The 18,810-nt window shown below is 60.1% G+C and carries 14 protein-coding genes and 1 pseudogene; 6 read left to right on the forward strand and 9 right to left on the reverse strand.

Features of this window, described 5'->3' with window-relative positions; genetic code table 11:
* From AC3YOG_RS18320 to AC3YOG_RS18355, 8 genes are all read right to left on the reverse strand, one after another.
* On the reverse strand, window positions 1-1,509 hold a 1,509-nt coding region (locus AC3YOG_RS18320), incomplete at its 3' end, for a sensor histidine kinase (RefSeq protein ID WP_489936123.1).
* A gap of 222 nt (window positions 1,510-1,731) precedes the next feature.
* Window positions 1,732-4,110, reverse strand: coding sequence for a penicillin acylase family protein (locus AC3YOG_RS18325; RefSeq protein WP_489936241.1), 2,379 nt, complete (start codon window positions 4,108-4,110; stop codon window positions 1,732-1,734).
* 659 nt (window positions 4,111-4,769) lie between these two features.
* Window positions 4,770-6,515, reverse strand: coding sequence for an ABC transporter substrate-binding protein (locus AC3YOG_RS18330; RefSeq protein WP_489936124.1), 1,746 nt, complete (start codon window positions 6,513-6,515; stop codon window positions 4,770-4,772).
* A gap of 78 nt (window positions 6,516-6,593) precedes the next feature.
* Window positions 6,594-6,875, reverse strand: coding sequence for a DUF2160 domain-containing protein (locus AC3YOG_RS18335; protein WP_489936125.1), 282 nt, complete (start codon window positions 6,873-6,875; stop codon window positions 6,594-6,596).
* Window positions 6,876-6,885: 10 nt separating this feature from the next.
* Complete coding sequence (locus tag AC3YOG_RS18340; RefSeq protein WP_489936126.1) at window positions 6,886-7,773, reverse strand: carbohydrate ABC transporter permease; 888 nt, start codon at window positions 7,771-7,773, stop codon at window positions 6,886-6,888.
* On the reverse strand, window positions 7,770-8,642 hold the full coding sequence (locus AC3YOG_RS18345) for a carbohydrate ABC transporter permease (protein ID WP_489936127.1): 873 nt from the start codon (window positions 8,640-8,642) through the stop codon (window positions 7,770-7,772). Before AC3YOG_RS18345 ends, AC3YOG_RS18340 begins: the two co-directional genes overlap by 4 nt.
* Window positions 8,643-9,713 (reverse strand): ABC transporter ATP-binding protein, encoded by a 1,071-nt coding sequence (locus tag AC3YOG_RS18350; RefSeq protein WP_172124667.1) that lies wholly within the window; start codon window positions 9,711-9,713, stop codon window positions 8,643-8,645.
* Between the two features lie 10 nt (window positions 9,714-9,723).
* Window positions 9,724-10,803 carry an ABC transporter ATP-binding protein gene (locus tag AC3YOG_RS18355; protein ID WP_172124665.1) on the reverse strand — a complete coding sequence of 360 codons (1,080 nt, stop codon included), beginning with the start codon at window positions 10,801-10,803 and terminating at the stop codon, window positions 9,724-9,726.
* 329 nt (window positions 10,804-11,132) lie between these two features.
* Between AC3YOG_RS18355 and AC3YOG_RS18360 the strand changes: the two are divergent.
* Window positions 11,133-12,571, forward strand: a pseudogene (locus tag AC3YOG_RS18360) (IS1182 family transposase).
* 204 nt (window positions 12,572-12,775) lie between these two features.
* On the opposite strand, the gene AC3YOG_RS18365 reads toward AC3YOG_RS18360, so the two are convergent.
* Window positions 12,776-13,780 carry a LacI family DNA-binding transcriptional regulator gene (locus AC3YOG_RS18365; RefSeq protein ID WP_489936128.1) on the reverse strand — a complete coding sequence of 335 codons (1,005 nt, stop codon included), beginning with the start codon at window positions 13,778-13,780 and terminating at the stop codon, window positions 12,776-12,778.
* 335 nt (window positions 13,781-14,115) lie between these two features.
* On the opposite strand from AC3YOG_RS18365, the gene AC3YOG_RS18370 reads away from it, so the two are divergent.
* From AC3YOG_RS18370 to AC3YOG_RS18390, 5 genes are read left to right on the forward strand one after another with little or no spacing between them, the layout of a single operon-like run.
* Window positions 14,116-15,231 (forward strand): glycoside hydrolase family 172 protein, encoded by a 1,116-nt coding sequence (locus tag AC3YOG_RS18370; RefSeq protein WP_489936129.1) that lies wholly within the window; start codon window positions 14,116-14,118, stop codon window positions 15,229-15,231.
* Window positions 15,232-15,234: 3 nt separating this feature from the next.
* Window positions 15,235-16,233, forward strand: a complete 999-nt coding sequence (locus tag AC3YOG_RS18375; RefSeq protein ID WP_127754388.1) for an ABC transporter permease — start codon at window positions 15,235-15,237, stop codon at window positions 16,231-16,233.
* A 4-nt stretch (window positions 16,234-16,237) separates the two neighbouring features.
* Window positions 16,238-17,077 carry an ABC transporter permease gene (locus AC3YOG_RS18380; protein WP_127754387.1) on the forward strand — a complete coding sequence of 280 codons (840 nt, stop codon included), beginning with the start codon at window positions 16,238-16,240 and terminating at the stop codon, window positions 17,075-17,077.
* Entirely contained in the window at window positions 17,074-17,898 is an 825-nt protein-coding gene (locus AC3YOG_RS18385; RefSeq protein ID WP_489891217.1) for an ABC transporter ATP-binding protein, read from the forward strand. Before AC3YOG_RS18380 ends, AC3YOG_RS18385 begins: the two co-directional genes overlap by 4 nt.
* Entirely contained in the window at window positions 17,895-18,797 is a 903-nt protein-coding gene (locus tag AC3YOG_RS18390; protein ID WP_127754385.1) for an ABC transporter ATP-binding protein, read from the forward strand. Before AC3YOG_RS18385 ends, AC3YOG_RS18390 begins: the two co-directional genes overlap by 4 nt.
* Window positions 18,798-18,810 lie beyond the last annotated feature (13 nt).

Genomic DNA, 18,810 nt, shown 5'->3' on the forward strand with positions numbered 1-18,810 from the left:
GGCGAAAACCTGAGTCAAGCGAACCAAGTTAGCTTCGACCGAGCTCCCTGGCGGCACATCAACATTGAGCTCAGCCGCTACCGCTCTCAAGCGCGGGGCTACAACTTCGATTGACTCCCCGATCACTATGGCGAGATCTATCGGACCGACATTGTCTGGTTTGCCCGCGAAGACACGCAGACTTTTACCGATTTCTGCCATCCTGTCCGCCATGGCAATGATGCGGGTGAGGTTTGAACTTGCCTCATCGGGCCGCTTGAGTTCCAGCAGCACCAAAGCACTGTCAGCATAGGCGCGAATAGCGGTGAGCGGCTGGTTCAATTCATGAGACAGCGCCGCAGACATTTGGCCAAGCGCCGCCAGCTTGCCTGCATGGATGAGATCGGATTGAGTTTGGCGAAGCGCTCTTTCCGTCTCCTTGCGCTCCTGAACCTCGCGTTCAAGGCCAGATTTCACCGCCGTCAGATCAGCTGTTCGCGCCTGGACGCGCACCTCCAGGTCATGTTGAACTTGCTGCTGCACCGCTATCTGGTGGGCCAGTCGCTTCTGACGGAAATAAATTGCAACGATCAATCCTGCTGCCAATGCCTGGGCGAAGCCCAGTACCAATGCGCTCATCAACGTTTGAGTAACAGCGCCCTTTGTGTCGAACAGGACGTGCACCGACCAGTGGGTCTGGCTCATCGGCTCAGTGACCTCAATGAACTGCCTGGTCTCCCCGTGTTCGGCGATTGCAATCACATCGTGCCCAGCTTGCGTCCCTTGTGCAGTGATCGGCAGCCTGGTCACTGAAGTGTCGGCATATTGCCGACTGTCGGCGATCTGCTGCACTCGCTCGGCGCTGAGTTGCGAGAGCGAACGGAACAACCAGTCCTTTTCGCTCGACATGAAGATGATGCCATTACGATCAGTGACTATGATCTCCTGCTCACGGCTGCCGCTCCAGGCACTTTCCATCTCATCGATGTTGACCTTGAAGACCACGACCCCCTTGATGCTATTGCCCTCTCTTATAGGCGAAGAGAAATAGTAGCCTCGTCTGGAAGAAGCCGCGCCCAGAGCGGAGTAGCTTCCTTTCCCGCCTTCCAACGCCGTGCGGAAATAAGGTCGAAAGCTGAAATCCTCACCGACGAACGAGGTTTCACTGGCATAGTTACTGGCCGCGACGGTCATCCCTTCGCGGTTAAGGACATAGATGTCCGACGAGCCCAGCAGTTCATTAGCGTCGAATAGGGCGCGGTTGGCCTGGTTCAAAATAGAGGTGTCGTCGGGGTCCTGTAGCAATCGCTTGAGCAAAGGATCATCGGCGAACAGTTCGGGCAGCTTTTCATATTGTTGCACTGTGCCAAGCATGCCGGCTACCGACAGGCGCAGTGCTGAAAGCCCGCGTGAAGCGGCCTCGTCTAGGTAGACGGGCCAGATATAGCGCTGCACAACAACCCAGTTCAGCAGTGCGGCGAGCAACACCACCGCCAGGATGGCGGCTCGGCCTCGCAGGCTCTTCCACACCCACGTTCCTCCCCGTCTTTGTCGCACTATAGGGCGATTCTCGGTTCCGCCAAGCATCCAAGCTAGACGTATGAGACGGTAGCCAGCCGAGAGATTCAGAGGGGTTCTACCCCGAGGAAAAAAGGCCCGCCGGTGAGGCGGGCCCAGTCATATTGAGAGGGAATGATAGCAGCCTGGCTTGGGCACCCCATCATTCAGGCGCCCGTTTTGTACCAGACTTCGTTATTCGGCCGGCTTGAGCTGCATCAGCTGGCTGGCATTCTGCTCCACCAGTGCGCGAGAATACAGCAGGGGTACGTACTCACCAGCCGCCCACAATGGCGCAAGATCTCGATAGTGCGGGCTGAACGGGTTTCCTGATTGACCGGGCGTGTTGATCGTCCGACTCGCGTCCCAATTGCCTACATCGAGCACCATGCGGAACGAGGCACCCGCCGTCACGGTAAAGTCCGTGTTGTAGCTTGCTGCCCGTGGGGTACTCCCCGAACCACCCATTGCAAGCGGACCGACTCGCATCTGGTCCTTAAGCGCTTGGTCTGCCAAGGGGGTCAGCTCGTGCACAAACTCGGCTTGGTGCAGCTTGCCCCATGCCCATTGCGACTGGTCCGGACCGAGTAGGCCCTCAACCTCTTCAAGTGCGCTGGCCAAACTCTCGACCAGTATGGCGTCGCGGGATGCTGCTGAATCTGTGCCAAGCCGTTCATTGGGGTTTTCGAGCAGATCAAGCACCGCGCCTGTGCTTCCCGCCCCAATGATCTCGCGCGCTTCTTCCGGCGAGGCAACGGCGACGGTGGCCTTGCCTAGGTAGCGGCCAAGCCAAATCTCGTAAACGACGGCCTCCGGGCTATCCGCGTCTAGCTCAGCGTCCCAACCACGAAGTAGCTCGAGCGCCTGCATAACATTCTGCGGCGTCCCTTCTGGCACTTCTAGATCCTGGACAAGCGAGATGACCCGCCGAGCAAGCATGCTCGTATCATCCGTCTGCAGATCCATGGCGTCGGCCAGCGAGAAGCTGTCGTCCGCGCTAAGCACCTCTGCGATGCGCTGAACGCGGGAGGGATCGGACCATTCGAAGCCAATTCGCTTTTCGTCAATCGGATAATCCGGCGGAAGGTTCATTTCGTTCGCTGTTGCGAACCAACCTTTTTCGGGATTGAATTCCACAGGCAGGTCGGCGCGGGTGAAAAAGCCCCATTCGTAGCGGCCGTCACCAGGTACCGGCATCAAGCCGTCCCAATTATCGCGTTTGGGCGTCATGCCCGCAGGCACCCAGCCGGTGTTGCCTTCCACGTCAGCATAGACCTGGTTCTCAGATGGCGTCTGAAAGCGATCCATTGCAGACAGGAACTCGTCCCAGTTCTTTGCAGCCATGTAGTCGGCAGAACCGAAATAGGCTGATGTGCCGGGCTCAAGCCACACCGTGCGCATCGCGAATGCACGATTGTTTTCCTCATCAATGTCGAGTAGGGGCCCATGGCGTGAGAACTTGAGCTGCACCGTTTCAGTGCCACCGCCCTTTACAGCAACCGTTTCCTCCATGGTCTCGAACGCCTCCCAACCGTCACCATACCGGTATTCGTTGGGGTTGTCCGGGTTTAGCTCGTAAACGTACAGGTCCTCTTGGTCGATCGCGAAGATCGTGAGCCCGAAAGCGATCGTTCCGTTGTGCCCGATCGAGATCCCGGGCAAAGCGGGCTCGCCTGCGCCTATGACCGACATGTTGGGGGCGTTTAGATGCACAATGTAACGCAGCGAGGGGGCGCCATGGGCTCTATGGGGGTCATTGGCGAGAAGTGGGCGACCCGTTTCCGTGCGCTCGGGCGACACCACCCAGTTGTTTGAGCCGATGATGTGGGTATTCGCTTCCGACTGGCGCAGGAAGGCGTCGTGATCCACCATCGCGACTCCGCCGCTGCGCGGTTGGAAACTCACATTCTGCGTAGCCAGGCTATAGAGCTTCAGAACGTCGGATGGGATGGAGCAAGGATCGAGCCCTTCGGGGACTTGCGGCTTCCATTCAGGTTCCAGCTTGCTGCGAAGCGCATCTGCTTCCAGCCCTGCAGCGCAAGTGACCTGAGCGCGGCGCACCTCCGAAGAAACATTGCGTGTTAAGCCATGGCTCCTGATGCGAACCACGTCTTCGGGGGCCCATAATGCCGGTGCGCTGTCAGAGATTTCAAACTCGACGGGCATCTCTCGCTCGCCATCGAGTATCTCCTGAACATACGCGTTGATGCCCTGAACGAAGGCTTCCGTGTAGCCTTTGGCCTTGTCACCATAGGCGGCCCATTCGGCGTCCATGTCACCCCGGTAGAGGAACAGGCGGGCTGCTTTGTCCTGTTCGAGATACTCTTTTCCGAAACTCTCAGCCAGTTGCCCCAGACCGCGTTTCCGCCACAGATCAATCTGCCAGAGCCGATCGCGTGCGGCGTTGTAGCCTTGGAGAAAAAGAGCATCCCGCTCGTTTTCGGCATAGATGTGGGAAATGCCCCAGTGATCAACTATGATCTCGGCGGGCGCTTCCAGGCCATCGATATCGTGGCTTGTCGTGCGAACAGCGGTCGACAACTCGGCAAGCGCAGGTGTCGAAACGCCCACCATCAACGCTGCCACGAGCTCGACTCGCCTCAGCCACGCATTCCCTCGCAAAGTCATCCTTGTCCTCCTCTAAAGGGCCGCTTCGTTAAGCTGCCAAAGGGAGAATGAAGGGGTTTGGAGCACCGCAACAAGCCGGCGGGGAACCCCGGAGTACGATTTCGTAATCGCTTGTTTCCCGAATGGGAAGGAGACGACCCGTCCGCCGTATTTGGGTGGGTGGAAATCCACCCAGGAACTCGGTTTAAAGATCCGGGCCAGCTTTTGGACGCATCTCACTCTGGAGCTGTAATGGTAATCGATTTGCTTGGAAGCGCCCGTAAGTACATTCACGTTGCGGATAAGGCCGGCAGCTATCTCGCGCATAACTGCTGAATGCTGCCGGCCCGCTTCCCACCCCGCTACCGCCCGGCAGCAGTCGACCCCATGTCTGTCGTTCAGTGGAATTCGCAAGTTCCCAAAGCCGCCATTCACCAGGAAGGCGCTGCTATGTATTCCTAGCCTATGACCCTAATGATTGAGTTGATGTACTGCTTAGCAAGAGCAGGAGGTGTGCGGGGGCGTGATGTCATTGTGCACCGTTCGGGCCCGGCTGTTCAGCGGTTCAGCGGGCCCTTCACCAGTGATGAAGAGACGGCATCTTGAGATCCCGCCTCTATTTCTATCTAATTAGATGCGGCGCTAGCGTCGGCCCAGCTCTTGACCAGCTCGTCGTAATTGACGGTGATCGGCTCTTCCTTTTCGTTTTCGATCGCCAGCTGCGGGGCGAGATTGCCCTTCTGGACGGCATCGGCGTTCCAATAGGCCAGGTCATGCTCCTGGGCCAGTGCGGGTCCGTTATCGGCCTGCACGCCCGCACGCTCCAGGCGCTCCATCACGCGTTCCTGTTCGGCGCAAAGGCTGTCCATGGCTTCCTGGGGTGACTTGGCCCCCGAGGACGCATCTCCGATCGCCTGCCACCACAGCTGTGCGAGCTTAGGATAGTCAGGCACGTTGGTGCCCGTGGGCGACCACTGCACGCGCGCCGGCGAGCGGTAGAATTCCACGAGGCCCCCTAGTTTAGGTGCGCGTTCGGTGAAGCTTTCGTGCCGGATGGTGGATTCACGCACAAAGGTCAGACCGACATGCGATTTCTTGACGTCCACGGTTTGCGACGACACGAACTGCGCATAAAGCCAAGCCGCCTGGGCGCGATCCATCGGAGTTGACTCTAGGATGGTCCATGAGCCCACGTCCTGGTAGCCCAGCTTCATGCCGTCCTTCCAGTAAACGCCATGCGGGGAGGGGGCAAAGCGCCATTTCGGTGTCCCATCCTCGTTCATCACCGGCAGGCCGTCTTTGACCAGGTCAGCGGTGAACGTGGTGTACATGAACATCTGCTGGGCGATTTTGCCCTGGCTCGGCACCGGTCCGGACTCCGAGAAGGTCATGCCCTGTGCTTCAGGGGGCGCATAGGCCTTGAGCCATTCCAGATATTTGGTGATGGCATAAACCGAGGCCGGTCCGTTGGTGTCGCCACCGCGCGCCACGCAGGAGCCGACTGGGCGCGAGTTCTCGTCGACCTTGATGCCCCATTCATCGACCGGCAGTCCGTTGGGAATGCCCTTGTCGCCGTTGCCGGCCATGGACAGCCAGGCGTCGGTGAAGCGCCAGCCCAGCGAAGGGTCCTTCTTGCCGTAGTCCATGTGGCCGAAGATCGGGCCGTCGCCCATGTCACGGCCGGTGAAGAACTCGGCGATGTCTTCATAGGCGCTCCAATTGACCGGCACGCCTAGATCGTAGCCATATTTCTCCTTGAACTCGGCCTGGATGGCCGGATCGTTGAACCAGTCGTAGCGGAACCAGTAAAGATTGGCGAACTGCTGGTCGGGCAGTTGGTAGAGCTCGCCATCCGGGGCTGTCGTGAAGTCGATGCCGATGAAATCGTCCAGATGCAGGTTTGGATTGGTGACGGACGCGCCATCTCCTGCCATCCAGTCGGTCAGGCTGCGTGCCTGCTTGTAGCGCCAGTGTGTGCCGATCAGGTCGGAATCGTTGACATAGGCGTCGTAGATGTTCTCGCCCGACTGCATCTGCGTTTGCAGCTTTTCGACGACGTCGCCCTCGCCGATAAGGTCATGCGTCACCCGGATACCGGTGAGCGCGGTGAAGGCTGGCGCCAAGACCTTGGATTCATATTCATGGGTCGTGATGGTTTCGGACACCACCTTGATGTCCATGCCCGCAAACGGCGCCGCCGCATCCATGAACCATTTGAGCTCGGCTTCCTGCTCCTCCCGGCTCAGCGTGGACATGTCGGCAATTTCGGCATCGAGGAACTTGATCCCTTCGTCCATGCTTTGCGCCCAGGCGGGGCTGGCCACGATCAGCGCCATCACCGCCACCGTTGATTTCAGTAGATGCCTACGCATTCGTTCATCCTCCCTTGGATTGCTATGCGACGCCGCAGACCAGCATCTTTTGGCTGTTATCTCCGGCCTGAACTCTCCCTAGACAAAGCGGAATACGCACACTGCGTAGGCCACCGAGAGGGCGAGACCCCACCACAGCTCGGGCCCGAGCAGCCCCAGCCATGCAAGATTGATAAAGGCGCTGCCGAGCAGCGATATGAACAGGCGATCGCCACGCGTCGTTTCAAAGCGCAGGAGGCCGACCCTCGGACTGCCGCCCGGAACACGCCACTCCCAGATCCCCGTGCCGATCAGCAGCATCGCGATCATCCCGAAGAAAGCGGCTGTCGGCCAGGTCCATGCCATCCAGGAAAAGTCCATCGCACTCTCCTCAAACCCGGCCCAGGGCAAAGCCCTTGGCGATGTAGTTGCGAACGAAATAGATGACGAGCGCGCCCGGAATGATTGTCAGCACCCCGGCGGCCGCCAGCACGCCCCAGTCGAGCCCCGAGGCAGATACCGTGCGGGTCATGATGGCCGAGATCGGCTTGGCATCCGTTGTCGTCAGCGTGCGCGCCAGCAGCAGTTCGACCCAGGAGAACATGAAGCAGAAAAACGCAGCCACCCCGATCCCCGAAGCGATGAGCGGCATGAAGATGCGCACAAAGAACCGCGGAAATGAGTGGCCATCGATATAGGCCGTTTCATCGATCTCCTTGGGCACCCCGCTCATGAAGCCTTCCAGGATCCACACCGCGAGGGGCACGTTGAACAGGCAATGGGCCAGCGCCACGGCGATATGGGTATCGATCAGCCCGAATGCCGAATAAAGCTGGAAAAACGGCAGGGCGAACACCGCTGGTGGGGCCATACGATTGGTGAGGAGCCAGAAGAACAGGTGCTTGTCGCCCAGGAACCGATAGCGCGAAAAGGCATAGGCGGCCGGCAACGCCACCGCGAGCGAGATTATGGTGTTAAGCACCACATAGATGATCGAGTTGATGTAGCCCGAGTACCAGCTGGGATCCGTGAAGATGACGCTGTAATTGCGCAGGGTGAAGTTGCGCGGCCAGAGGGTAAAGGCGCCGGTGATCTCCTGGTTGGTCTTAAAGCTCATGTTCAGGAGCCAATAGATCGGCAGCAAGAGGAAGATGATATAAAACGTGGGCACGAGCCAGCCGAGCCGCAGCGGTCGCCGCAGCCGGTTGACCGCTGCACTTGGGGCGGTAGAGCGCGCACGGACCGTCATGGTTTCCGCTGTGATCGGGCGGTCCGTCATGCCTCGCTCCCTTGGCCGTAATTGGTCATTACGGTGTAGAACACCCAGCTCAGCAGCAGCACGATCAGGAAGTAGATCAACGACATGGCCGCCGCCGGGCCCACGTCGAATTGCCCGATCGCCATCTTGACCAGGTCGATCGACAGGAACGTGGTTTCATTGCCCGGTCCGCCGCCGGTCACTACGAACGGCTCGGTGTAGATCATGAAGCTGTCCATGAACCGCAGCAGGACTGCGATCAGCAGCACCCGCTGCATCTTGGGCAGTTGGATGAAGCGAAAAACACTCCAGTGCGAGGCCCCATCGATGCGCGCGGCCTGGTAATAGGCATCGGGAATGGACACCAGTCCCGCATAGCACAGCAGCACCACAAGGCTGGTCCAGTGCCACACATCCATGAGAATGATTGTCGCCCAGGCGTCGAATGGGTCCTGCACATAATTGTAGTCCACGCCCAGGCCTGAAAGTCCACGCCCCAGCAGGCCAATATCCACGCGCCCGAACACCTGCCAGATCGTGCCCACCACGTTCCACGGGATCAGCAGCGGCAATGCCATCAGCACCAGGCACACCGGCACGCCCCAGCCGCGCTTGGGCATGTTGAGGGCTATGAAGATGCCAAGCGGAATTTCAATGGCCAGGATAATGGCCGAGAACAGCAGATTGCGCTGCAAGGCTTCCCAGAAACGGTCCGAGTGCAGCGTCTCGTCGAACCAGTCCAGCCCTGACCAAAAGAACTCGTTGTTCCCGAAGGTGTCCTGGACCGAGTAATTCACCACCGTCATCAGCGGAATGATGGCCGAGAACGCCACCAGCACCAGAACGGGGAGCACCAGAAACCAGGCCTTGTTGTTCCAGGTTTTTTCCATTTACCCCTCCAGCGCCTGGCGCCAGGAATCGGCATAGATGTTTATCCCCTTGGGATCGAACATGACGCGCGGCTCGGCCGGGATCTCGTCATGTTCCGGCACGATGGCCGCTATGTCGCTCCCTTCCACCACGCCGCGCACGATCCGGTGCCGCCCAATGTCTTCCACCGTTCGCACCTGGATCGGAATGCCCTGATCCCCCACGCGCACATATTCGGGCCGGATCCCAAGCTCCATGCGTGCGCCACCCTGCGGGTGTGCTGATCGGGGCAGGCTGATCTGCTGCGAACCAAGATGCGCTGTCTGCCCCTCGAGCTTGATGGGCAGGACATTCATTCCCGGCGACCCGATGAAATAGCCGACGAAAGTATGGCTGGGCCGCTCGAACAATTCCGCCGGCGTTCCGATCTGCACGATCTGGCCCTCGAACATCACCACGACACTTTCCGCAAAGGTCAGAGCTTCGGTCTGGTCATGGGTGACGTAGACCATAGTGTAGCCAAAGCGCTGGTGCAGTTCCTTGAGCTGGCTGCGCAGCATCCATTTCATATGGGGATCGATCACCGTCAACGGCTCGTCGAAGAGGATCGCATTGACGTCCTGGCGCACGAGCCCGCGGCCAAGCGAGATCTTCTGCTTCTGGTCTGCAGTCAACCTGCGGGCGCGCTTGTGAGCCCGATCCGCCAGCCCGATGATGTCGAGCGTCTCCGACACGCGCCGCTTGATATCGGCCTCATCTACGCCACGATTGCGCAGGGGAAAGGCTAGGTTCTCGAACACCGTCATGGTGTCGTAGATCACCGGAAACTGAAACACCTGGGCAATGTTGCGCCGCTCGGTCGGCAAATCCGTCACGTCCTTGCCGCCAAACAGCACCCGCCCGCGCGAGGGCGCCACCAGGCCCGAGATGATATTGAGAAGGCTTGTCTTGCCACACCCCGATGGACCCAGCAGGGCATAGGCCCCGCCATCGGCAAAGCCATGGTGCAATTCCTTCAGCGCAAAATCATCATCGGTCTGGGGATCGGGAAGATAGGAATGGCGGATATGATCGAGATCGATGCGTGCCATGTCTCTTCCCCTATGCCGCTTCAGCCTGAATATTGCCGGCCCGCCGGCCCTGCTCGTCGAACACCATCAGCAGGCGGGGATCGAGGAAGGCCTCGATGGGTTGCCCCACGGCAAAGCTCTGCACCCCGGGCGTCAACATGATCCAGCGTGCATCCCCAAAGCGCAGGTGCACAAAGCTTTCCGATCCGGTGATCTCGATCGCTGAAACCTCGGCGCGCAACGCTGCAGCGTTCGGGCTGGATTGGCCAAGCGAAAGATGGTGCGGCTGGAACGCGATGGTGTACTCGCCATCCTCAAGCCCAAGCTCCGCCGGCACAGGCAGTGTTAATCGCTCGCCCAGTATGAACTGCCCATCCATCTTGCGCGCTAGGATGGAATTGAGCGGTGGATCGGAAAAAGTGCGTGCCGTCACGACGTCATTGGGGCGCCGGAACACATCGATGGTCCGGCCGAACTGCGTGACCCGGCCTTCCGAAAGCGTCGCCGTATTGCCCCCCAGCAGCAGGGCCTCGGACGGTTCGGTGGTCGCATAAACAAAAATCGTGCCGCTTTCAGCAAAGATGCGCGGCAACTCGGCGCGCAATTCCTCCCGCAGCTTGTAGTCGAGATTGGCCAATGGCTCGTCCAGCAGCACAAGGGCGGCATTCTTGACTATCGCCCGCGCCAGGGCCGTGCGCTGCTGTTGGCCGCCCGAGAGGTTCAGCGGCATGCGGCTGAGATAAGGCGTAAGCTTCATCAGGCCCGCAGCGCGCTGCACTGCCTCGTCGATGGCTTTGCGATCGGCGCCTGCCACCCGCATGGGCGAAGCAATGTTTTCGTAAACGGTCATCGTCGGATAGTTGATGAACTGCTGGAACACCATCGCTACATCGCGCTTCTGCGGCGTCACGCCAGTCACGTCTTGTCCGTCGGAATGAATGGTGCCGCTGGATGGCCGGTCAAGACCTGCCATTATGCGCATCAGGCTGGTCTTGCCCGAAAGGGTGGGCCCCAGCAGGACGTTCAGTGTGCCCCGCTCCAACTTAAGCGAGATGTCGCTCAAATGCTGCTCGGCGCCGGCCCGCTTGCCTATGTTGCGCAGTTCTAGCATGAAGCTTCACCCGGCCTTCATAAGGCAAGTCTGCACAACATCAGCCTCGTTGATGCTGAGTATCTCCACAAACCCCTCCAGTACCCTCGCCGGTTTTCCGGTCTTCAGGGACAATCATACCCGAGGCAGAGTCAGTGGCGCTGATCCATTTGATGTACCCGTCCACCTTAACAGCACGGTCAGCGAAGTACCTGGAGTTTGGCGAAGTGGTAGATCCGAGCTGTCCGTTTTCCGGTGTCGACGATTTAAAACGGACAGACCGCTTGCCACCCGAGGCTGTGTGAAAACCCCTGATGATGCTATGATCTGGCACTGCTTCGGGGTGCCATATGGGACGTTTCGTTGAAGCTGTTGACCGTGACCAGGCGAGCTTTTTGCCGGCCTGTCTTGAAGACTATGTTGACCCTGACAACCCGGTCCGCATCATCGATGCATTTGTCGATGAACTCGATCTTGCCGAACTCGGCTTTGCCCGCGTGCAGCCGGCCGCGACTGGCCGACCCGGCTACGCCCCCGGCACCATGCTCAAGCTCTATGTCTATGGCTATCTGCATCAGTTGACCTCGAGCCGGAAACTCGAGCGCGAGGCTGGGCGCAATATCGAGCTGATGTGGCTGACCGGCAAGCTGGCGCCGGACTTCAAGACCATTGCCGATTTCCGCCGCGACAATGCCAGCGCGATCCAGATCGCATGTCAGCGCTTTGTTGCCATCTGCCGCGCTCTTGGTCTGGTCGGCGGCGGTATGGTCGCCATAGATGGTTCACGCTTGCGGGCAGTGAACACGCACGAGAAGAACTACACCAAGGGCAAGCTGGCGCGGCGCAAAGGCCATGTCGAGGAGAGCATTGCGCGCTATCTCGCCGAGCTTGAGGAAGCTGACAGTGCGGAGACCGGCCCCGCGACGCCGCGCATCGAGCACCTGACCGAACGGCTGGCGTCGCTGCGTGGGCGGCTTGGTGAGCTCGAGGCAATCGGGCGACAACTGCAAGCCGCTCCCGAGGAGCAGATATCGCTCACCGACCCGGACGCGCGGGCCATGGCGACCGGCAGCGACCATCGCGGCGTCGTCGGCTACAATGTGCAGGCTGCGGTCGATACCAGACACCATATCGTCGTCGCCAATGCGGTGACCAACCGGGGCCATGACCGCTCGCATCTGCTGGAGATGGCCAAGGCTGCACAGGCCGAACGGGCGCTGCCGGGATGATCGCCCTTGCCGATCGAGGATACTATGAGGGCGAGCAGATCCGCTCCTGCGCCCAAGCTGGCATCATCCCGATGGTGCCGAAGCCCAATACCTCACCGGCTCAAGCGCGTGGCTTTTGGGGCAAGGCCATGTTCGCGCATGAGCCTGAGACCGACACCTATCGGTGCCCCGCCGGCCAGCAGTTGCAGAAGCGCTTCGCCCGAGTGGAGGGAGGCAAGCTCATCAGCGTCTACTTCAACCAGAAGGCCTGCAGCGCATGCCCCTCGCGTCCCCTGTGCACGGCCGGCAAGGAAAAGCGCATCCGGCGATGGGAGCATGAGGCGGTGCTCGATGAGATGGAGCGCAGGTTCGAAACGATGCCCGAGGCGATGGCGGTCCGCCGCTGTACTGTCGAGCACGTCTTCGGCACCATCAAGGGCTGGATGGGTGCCACCCACTTCCGAACGCGGGGGCTTAAGAACGTCGCTACCGAAGCCAGCCTGACGATCCTGGCCTACAACATCAAGCGCGCCATCGCTGTCGCCGGCGTGGTGCCAATCCTCCAAGCTTTAAGGGGATGAAGCGGTCCCGCTGGTGCCAACGCATCACGCTCAGGCCAGACGCCGCCGCGAGTTCTCACACAGCCTCCACCCCATCTCGGCCATAGCTTTCTGGATTTCGGAACGGCCGCTTTCGGGAAGTGGTCGCCTCCCCCCTGAATGGCTTAAATGGGCGCCTTCCAGCCTGGCAGTTGCCGATCCTATTGCGGTAGATGGGTGTCGTTATCAGGCGCTGTCCATTGGATAGAGGCCCCCCTTGAGAACTTCGCTTCGGGCTCCGCCGACGTAAGAACCATCAAGACGCTCGAGCAGCATCCTTGTAGCGACATGCGCCTGTTCTGCGGGCTGCACGCCCGCCCTCGTAAGTCGCGGCCGGATATAATTCATCTGGGGTTGATCCCCGTAAACGGCAACTGAAAGATCTTGAGGGATGCGTACGCCCAGATCGAAAAGACGAGCAATGCCGCCGAGCGCCATCAGGTGGTTGCCGAAGAATAGAGCAGTGGGCATGTCCTGCTTGTGGTTCTTAAGCAGCCAGTCGACACCTTCGGTGCCTGATGGCGAAAGGAAGGTGCCTTCCCATTCCCAAACATCTTGGGGCGAAACGCCGTTGTCGATAAGGCCCTTTCGAAAGCCACGTGCGCGATCCATGGCTTCAGCGAAGAAACGGGGTCCGGTAATCTGCGCAACTTTGCGGTGCCCCCGCTTTGCGAGATAGCATCCCATTTCGTAGCAGGCTCCTTCATCATCGACGCGCACGCTGTCGACCGCCCGATTGGGCAGCTTGCCGATGAACACCGTGGGAATGTCGATGCTGAGCAAGGCGTCGTGCATGCCGTGCAGCGCAAAATCACCGATGATCAGCCCGTCGACCCGCTTGCTACGGATCTGCCGGAGATATTCGTAGATGTGTTCCTGGCTGTGGCCACCCGGAACGTCGGTGTTGAAGATCAAGGTGTCCAGACCAACCGCTTCCAGATCGGTCTGCACCGACTTGACCAGTTCGGGATAAAACGGGTTGCGAATGTCAGGGATCACCATGGCCACCATATTGGTGCGGCCGGTGCGCAGGCTTTGTGCCTGCGGGTTGGGGAAGTAATTGAGTTCGGCGACCGCCTGCATCACCCGTTCGCGCAGATGCGGGGACACGCGGTCCGCATGATTGAGAACATGCGAAACCGTGGTGCGGGACACGCCCGCTCGTTCGGCTACCTTAGAAATGGTTGTCATGGAGCCATTCGCTAGCACCCGGCAACGTCGTTGGCAAACCGGTTTGTGAATGCATTTGCAAAACGATTTTTTGGTGCTACGGTTTGGGCGTCGGAGCCCAGAACTCCGGCGGCAAAGGGCAAAAGCGACGCCAGTTCGGTGCCCAGCCAGCGAGGAGAATCATGAATGCGCCAATTCGAAAGCGCCTAGGCGCGCCTGCATGCGCACGCTGAGCCGCCCGGCCAAACCGGCAGGGGCGAGGGTGTGCGTGCCGTTCAGCTTCGATCCGGGCTCATGCGCCGTCCGCCTGCGGGACGATGCTCGCCCTCATTTTGACCTTTACCTCGGCAAGAACAATGAACGCACCCTTTTCCGGCCTGGACCTTAATATCGGCAATTTGTATCGGCTGTCCGATGCTAAAACCCGCTCGATCTCGCCGGAGAACTTCAGCGGAGAAAAGGGCAAGGGCGGGATGGCAACCGAGGGCACGGGTGCCGTTTGCGCGCGCGGCCTGGGGCAGGGCTGGAAGGTTTCGCCGTCGATCCGCATCGAGCCGGGTGAAACCCGCGTGCTCGCCGACATCGAAGGCCCGGGTGCCATCCAGCAGATCTGGCTGACCACGGCCCATCTGCGCTGGCGGGACCTGATCCTGCGGATCTACTGGGACGACCAGGAGCATCCCTCAGTGGAGTCGCCGATCGGGGACTTCTTCTGCTCGGGTTGGAACCGATTTGCGCAGGTGACCTCGCTGGCTGTTTGCGTCAATCCGGGCCGGGCCTTCAATTGCTATTGGCAGATGCCGTTCCGCCAGCGCGCCCGGATCACTATCGAGAACCGCGATCCTGCAGAGCACGGCATCATCTATTATCAGATCAACTATGCCCTGACCGAGGTGCCGCCAGACGCTGCCTATTTCCATGCTCAGTTCCGCCGCACCAACCCGCTGCCGTTCATGCAGGACTACACGATCCTCGATGGCGTGCAGGGCAGGGGGCACTATGTCGGCACCTATATGGCCTGGGGCACCAACAATTCAGGTTGGTGGGGCGAGGGCGAGATCAAGTTCTTCATGGACGGTGACCAGGAGTTTCCGACCATCTGCGGCACAGGCACTGAGGATTATTTCTGCGGCGCCTACAACTTCGATGGCGGCGTGGTGGATGACACCATGGAAAGCGCCTATCGCGAGTTCACCACGCCCTATGCGGGGCTGCCGCAGGTGCTGCGGCCCGACGGGGTTTACCAAAGCCAGTTACGCTTCGGCATGTATCGCTGGCACATCCCCGATCCCATCCGGTTCGACCAGGACTTGCGGGTAACCATTCAAGCGCTGGGCTGGCGGACGGAGAAGAAGAACCGGCGCTACCTGCCCTTGCAAGACGATATCGCCTCGGTGGCCTTCTGGTATCAGAACCTGCCGACGGCGCCGTTCCCGGAACTCGCGCCCGCCGATTACCTTGAAGTCATCTGACCCATGAACCTGCTTCGCTACATCGCCGGACGGCTCGTGGTGTACGCACTGGTGATCATCTTCGCGCTCACCGTGCTGTTCTTTGTGCCTCGGCTTGGACCGACCGACCCGGTGGAGGCCATGCTGGCTAAGGTTGCTTCCCAGGGCGCCTATATGGACGCGGCACAGGTAGACATGCTGCGCCAGTCGCTCTCGGACACGTTCGGGCTCAACGGGACCCTGCTCGAGCAATATTGGGCGTTCATCAAGCGCATCGTCATCACCGCCGATTTCGGCCCTTCGCTCTCGATGTATCCGACGCCGGTGATGGAGCTGATCTGGAACGCCTTGCCCTGGACTTTCGGGCTGTTGCTGACCTCAACGCTGATTGCCTGGATCCTCGGCAATTTCGTCGGCCTGCTCTCGGGCTGGCGGCCAACCAGCAACAGCTCCCGGGTGATGGAAGGGATTGCGATCTGCCTCTACCCGATCCCCTATTACATCCTGGCACTCGTGCTCTCGATCCTGTTCTCTTATGTGTGGAAGATCTTCCCGCTGACGACCACGATCCGGGGTGCGCCCTGGAGCTGGGACCTGATCGCTAGCATCGTCTGGAATTCGTTCCTGCCGGCCATGTCCATCGTGATCGTGGTGTTCGGCTGGTGGGTGATCAGCGTCAAGGCGCAGACCACGGCGCTGCGAGAGGAAGAGTTTGTCCGCTACGCTCGCCTCAAGGGGCTCAGCGATGCCCGAATCCTGAGTCGCTACGTGCTGCCCAACGCAATATTACCGCAGATCACCTTTCTGGCCCTCCAGATCGGGCTGATGTTCAACGGCTCGCTCATCACCGAGATCCTGTTCGATTATCCGGGCCTGGGCCTGCTGATTTACTCGGCCGTCTTGCAGGGCGACTTCAACCTTCTCATGGGCACGATCAGTCTTTCCATCATTGCGGTGGCGACAGCCACGATGGTGATCGACCTGCTCTACCCGCTGATCGACCCTCGAATTCGGCACAGATAGACCCATGCGCAGCTTTTTTACCCATGCGCCGTTTCGACTTTATCTCGGCATCTTCCTTGTCGTGGTGTTCGTAGTGCTGGGCGGCATCCTGCCCTGGTTCGCGCCGACCGACCCGCTGGTCTGGTATACGGCGCCACGAAACCAGAACCCCAGCGCCGCCCATTGGCTGGGTACGACCAGCCTCGGGCAGGACGTGTTCTGGCTCCTGACCTATGCCTTGCGCAATTCCCTGATCCTGGGGCTTGTTGTTGCGGCATTCTCCACGCTGATCGGCGTGTTTCTGGGCCTTGCTGCAGGCTATGCCGGCGGGTGGCTCGACCGGGTGTTGTCGTTCTTCATGGATGCGCTGCTGTGCATCCCGACCCTGCCCATCCTCATCCTGATGGCCGCGTTGTTCGGCGGCCAACTGGCGCTGCCCATCATCGGCTTCATCCTGATCTTGTTCAACTGGCCCTATCCGGCGCGCCAGGTCCGGGCCGTGGCCCTGACCATGCGCGAACGTGAGTTCGTCAACGTCGCCTGGTTCAGCGGGGAATCAAGTGTTCGCATCCTGATGCGCCACATCTTCCCCTATATCGCGGGCTGGTCGGCGGCCAACTTCATCAACACCGTCCTTGTCGGCATTTCGACGGAAAGCGCCGTGGCCGTGATCGGACTGTCGAGCGCGCAGCAGGCGACGCTCGGAACGATGATCTACTGGGCCATCAACTACCAGGCGCTGCTGGCGGGCAAGTATGTCTGGGTCGGCTCTCCGGTGGTGTCCATCGTCCTGCTGTTCATCGGTTTGTTCCTCGTGTCCTCGGGCCTGTCGATGAGATCATCTGCCCGGAGGATGAGCGTATGATCAGCATCGACAATGTAACCGTCGGCTATGGCACGGCCGGGTTCATAACCGCGGTGGATGGGGTGAGCCTTGCCATCAACAGCAATGAAATCCTGGGTATTGCCGGGGAGTCCGGGTCGGGCAAGTCGACGCTGATGCGGGCAGTGTATGGTGATTTTTCCACCGGGTTACGGATTCAGAGCGGCACCGTTTCGGGCAAGTTCACCGACCCAAGGACAAGCCAACTCGTCGAGGCGCAATCGAGCGATTTCGCAAAGCTTTGGTGGGACCAGATCACCTATATTCCCCAAGGCTCGATGAGCGTTCTCAACCCGCTGATGAAGGTCGAAAAGCAGGTCATCGATGGCTTGCCCCAGCGCGAGCGGCACGGAAGCCGCGCGGCACTGCGCCAGCGGATCGTTGATTTCCTCGGCGGGTTCGGCCTTGAGGAAAGCGTGCTCGATGCCTATCCGCACCAGTTGTCCGGGGGCATGCGGCAGCGGGTGCTGGTGGCGATTGCCGCCTTTGTGAACCCCAAGCTGATCCTCGCCGACGAGCCCACCACGGCTCTAGACGTGGTGGTGCAAAAAAAGATCCTGCTGATGATGGTGGAAATCCAACGCAGCCAGCGCAATACGCTGGTGCTCGTGTCCCATGACATGGGCGTGCACTACCAGATCACCGACCGATTGGTGATCATGTACAAGGGCAAGATTGTCGAAGAGGGTCCGACGGCCCAGGTCTTTGCCAATCCCCAGCATGACTACACCAAGAACCTCATTGCCTCGTTGCCGCGACTGCATGGAAGGCGATCGGCCGACCCCGTGGGAGCCCTGGCATGAGCGGGGTCCCTATCTTGGAAGTGGAGGGCGTGAGCCGCGTCTATCGCAAGGGCGGCCTGTTTTCGGGCAGTCGTTTTTCGGCGGTGGACAATGTCTCGTTTTGCTTGCCCGAGACGCCCCAGGTGTTCTCCGTGGTCGGAGAATCGGGATCGGGCAAGACGACGCTGGCGCGCATGGTCCTGCGGCTGGTCGAGCCGAGTTCGGGCAGTATCCGGCTCATGGGGCGCCCCCTGACCGGCCGACACCAGGACCGGGTGGACGACCTGGAATTCCGCCGCCTGGTGCAGCCGATCTTCCAGAACCCCTTTGAGGCCTTCAGCGCTTACCTGCCTGTCGAGGACTATCTGCGGCGCACGGCCATCAACCTCAAGATCGCCGGGGAAAGGGGGAATGCCAGCGAAATCTGCGACCGGGCGCTTCGCTCGGTGGGTCTCTCTCTGGAGCGCATTCGGGGCAAGTATATCCGTCAGTTCTCGGGCGGAGAGCTGCAGCGCATCAGCGTCGCGCGCGCGCTTATTCCGCGACCCAAGCTGATCGTTGCCGACGAGCCGGTGTCCATGGTGGACGCCTCACTGCGCATGAGCATCGTCAACCTGTTCCGCCAGATCGTGGAAGAGCAGGGTGTGTCGTTCATCTACATCACCCATGACCTGTCCACCGCCTACTACCTGTCCGATCAGGTCTCGATCATGAACCGGGGGCGCGTGGTCGAAAGTGGCGTGCCCACCGACATCCTCGACCATCCAACGCAGGATTATACCCGCGAACTGATGGCCGCCATTCCAACCGTTGATGAGCGCTGGAGCGAACTGGCCGCCATCGATGCCCGCTATCGATCCGAGCAGACCAGAAAGCCCGGTGCACTCGTGCACCCCAACGCGCATCAAGCATCCAAATGAGGAGGAGATCTTG

The sequence above is a fragment of the Devosia sp. Z6_126 genome (assembly GCF_058133495.1).

What these genes read in the sequence shown, in the direction of transcription:
- AC3YOG_RS18325 (WP_489936241.1), bottom strand. Translation starts at nt 4,110, where the DNA reads ATGGTGGGCGTTTCGACACCTGCGCTTGCCGAGTTGTCGACCGCTGTT.
- AC3YOG_RS18330 (WP_489936124.1), bottom strand. Translation starts at nt 6,515, where the DNA reads ATGCGTAGGCATCTACTGAAATCAACGGTGGCGGTGATGGCGCTGATC.
- AC3YOG_RS18335 (WP_489936125.1), bottom strand. Translation starts at nt 6,875, where the DNA reads ATGGACTTTTCCTGGATGGCATGGACCTGGCCGACAGCCGCTTTCTTC.
- AC3YOG_RS18340 (WP_489936126.1), bottom strand. Translation starts at nt 7,773, where the DNA reads ATGACGGACCGCCCGATCACAGCGGAAACCATGACGGTCCGTGCGCGC.
- AC3YOG_RS18345 (WP_489936127.1), bottom strand. Translation starts at nt 8,642, where the DNA reads ATGGAAAAAACCTGGAACAACAAGGCCTGGTTTCTGGTGCTCCCCGTT.
- AC3YOG_RS18350 (WP_172124667.1), bottom strand. Translation starts at nt 9,713, where the DNA reads ATGGCACGCATCGATCTCGATCATATCCGCCATTCCTATCTTCCCGAT.
- AC3YOG_RS18355 (WP_172124665.1), bottom strand. Translation starts at nt 10,803, where the DNA reads ATGCTAGAACTGCGCAACATAGGCAAGCGGGCCGGCGCCGAGCAGCAT.
- AC3YOG_RS18365 (WP_489936128.1), bottom strand. Translation starts at nt 13,780, where the DNA reads ATGACAACCATTTCTAAGGTAGCCGAACGAGCGGGCGTGTCCCGCACC.
- AC3YOG_RS18370 (WP_489936129.1), top strand. Translation starts at nt 14,116, where the DNA reads ATGAACGCACCCTTTTCCGGCCTGGACCTTAATATCGGCAATTTGTAT.
- AC3YOG_RS18375 (WP_127754388.1), top strand. Translation starts at nt 15,235, where the DNA reads ATGAACCTGCTTCGCTACATCGCCGGACGGCTCGTGGTGTACGCACTG.
- AC3YOG_RS18380 (WP_127754387.1), top strand. Translation starts at nt 16,238, where the DNA reads ATGCGCAGCTTTTTTACCCATGCGCCGTTTCGACTTTATCTCGGCATC.
- AC3YOG_RS18385 (WP_489891217.1), top strand. Translation starts at nt 17,074, where the DNA reads ATGATCAGCATCGACAATGTAACCGTCGGCTATGGCACGGCCGGGTTC.
- AC3YOG_RS18390 (WP_127754385.1), top strand. Translation starts at nt 17,895, where the DNA reads ATGAGCGGGGTCCCTATCTTGGAAGTGGAGGGCGTGAGCCGCGTCTAT.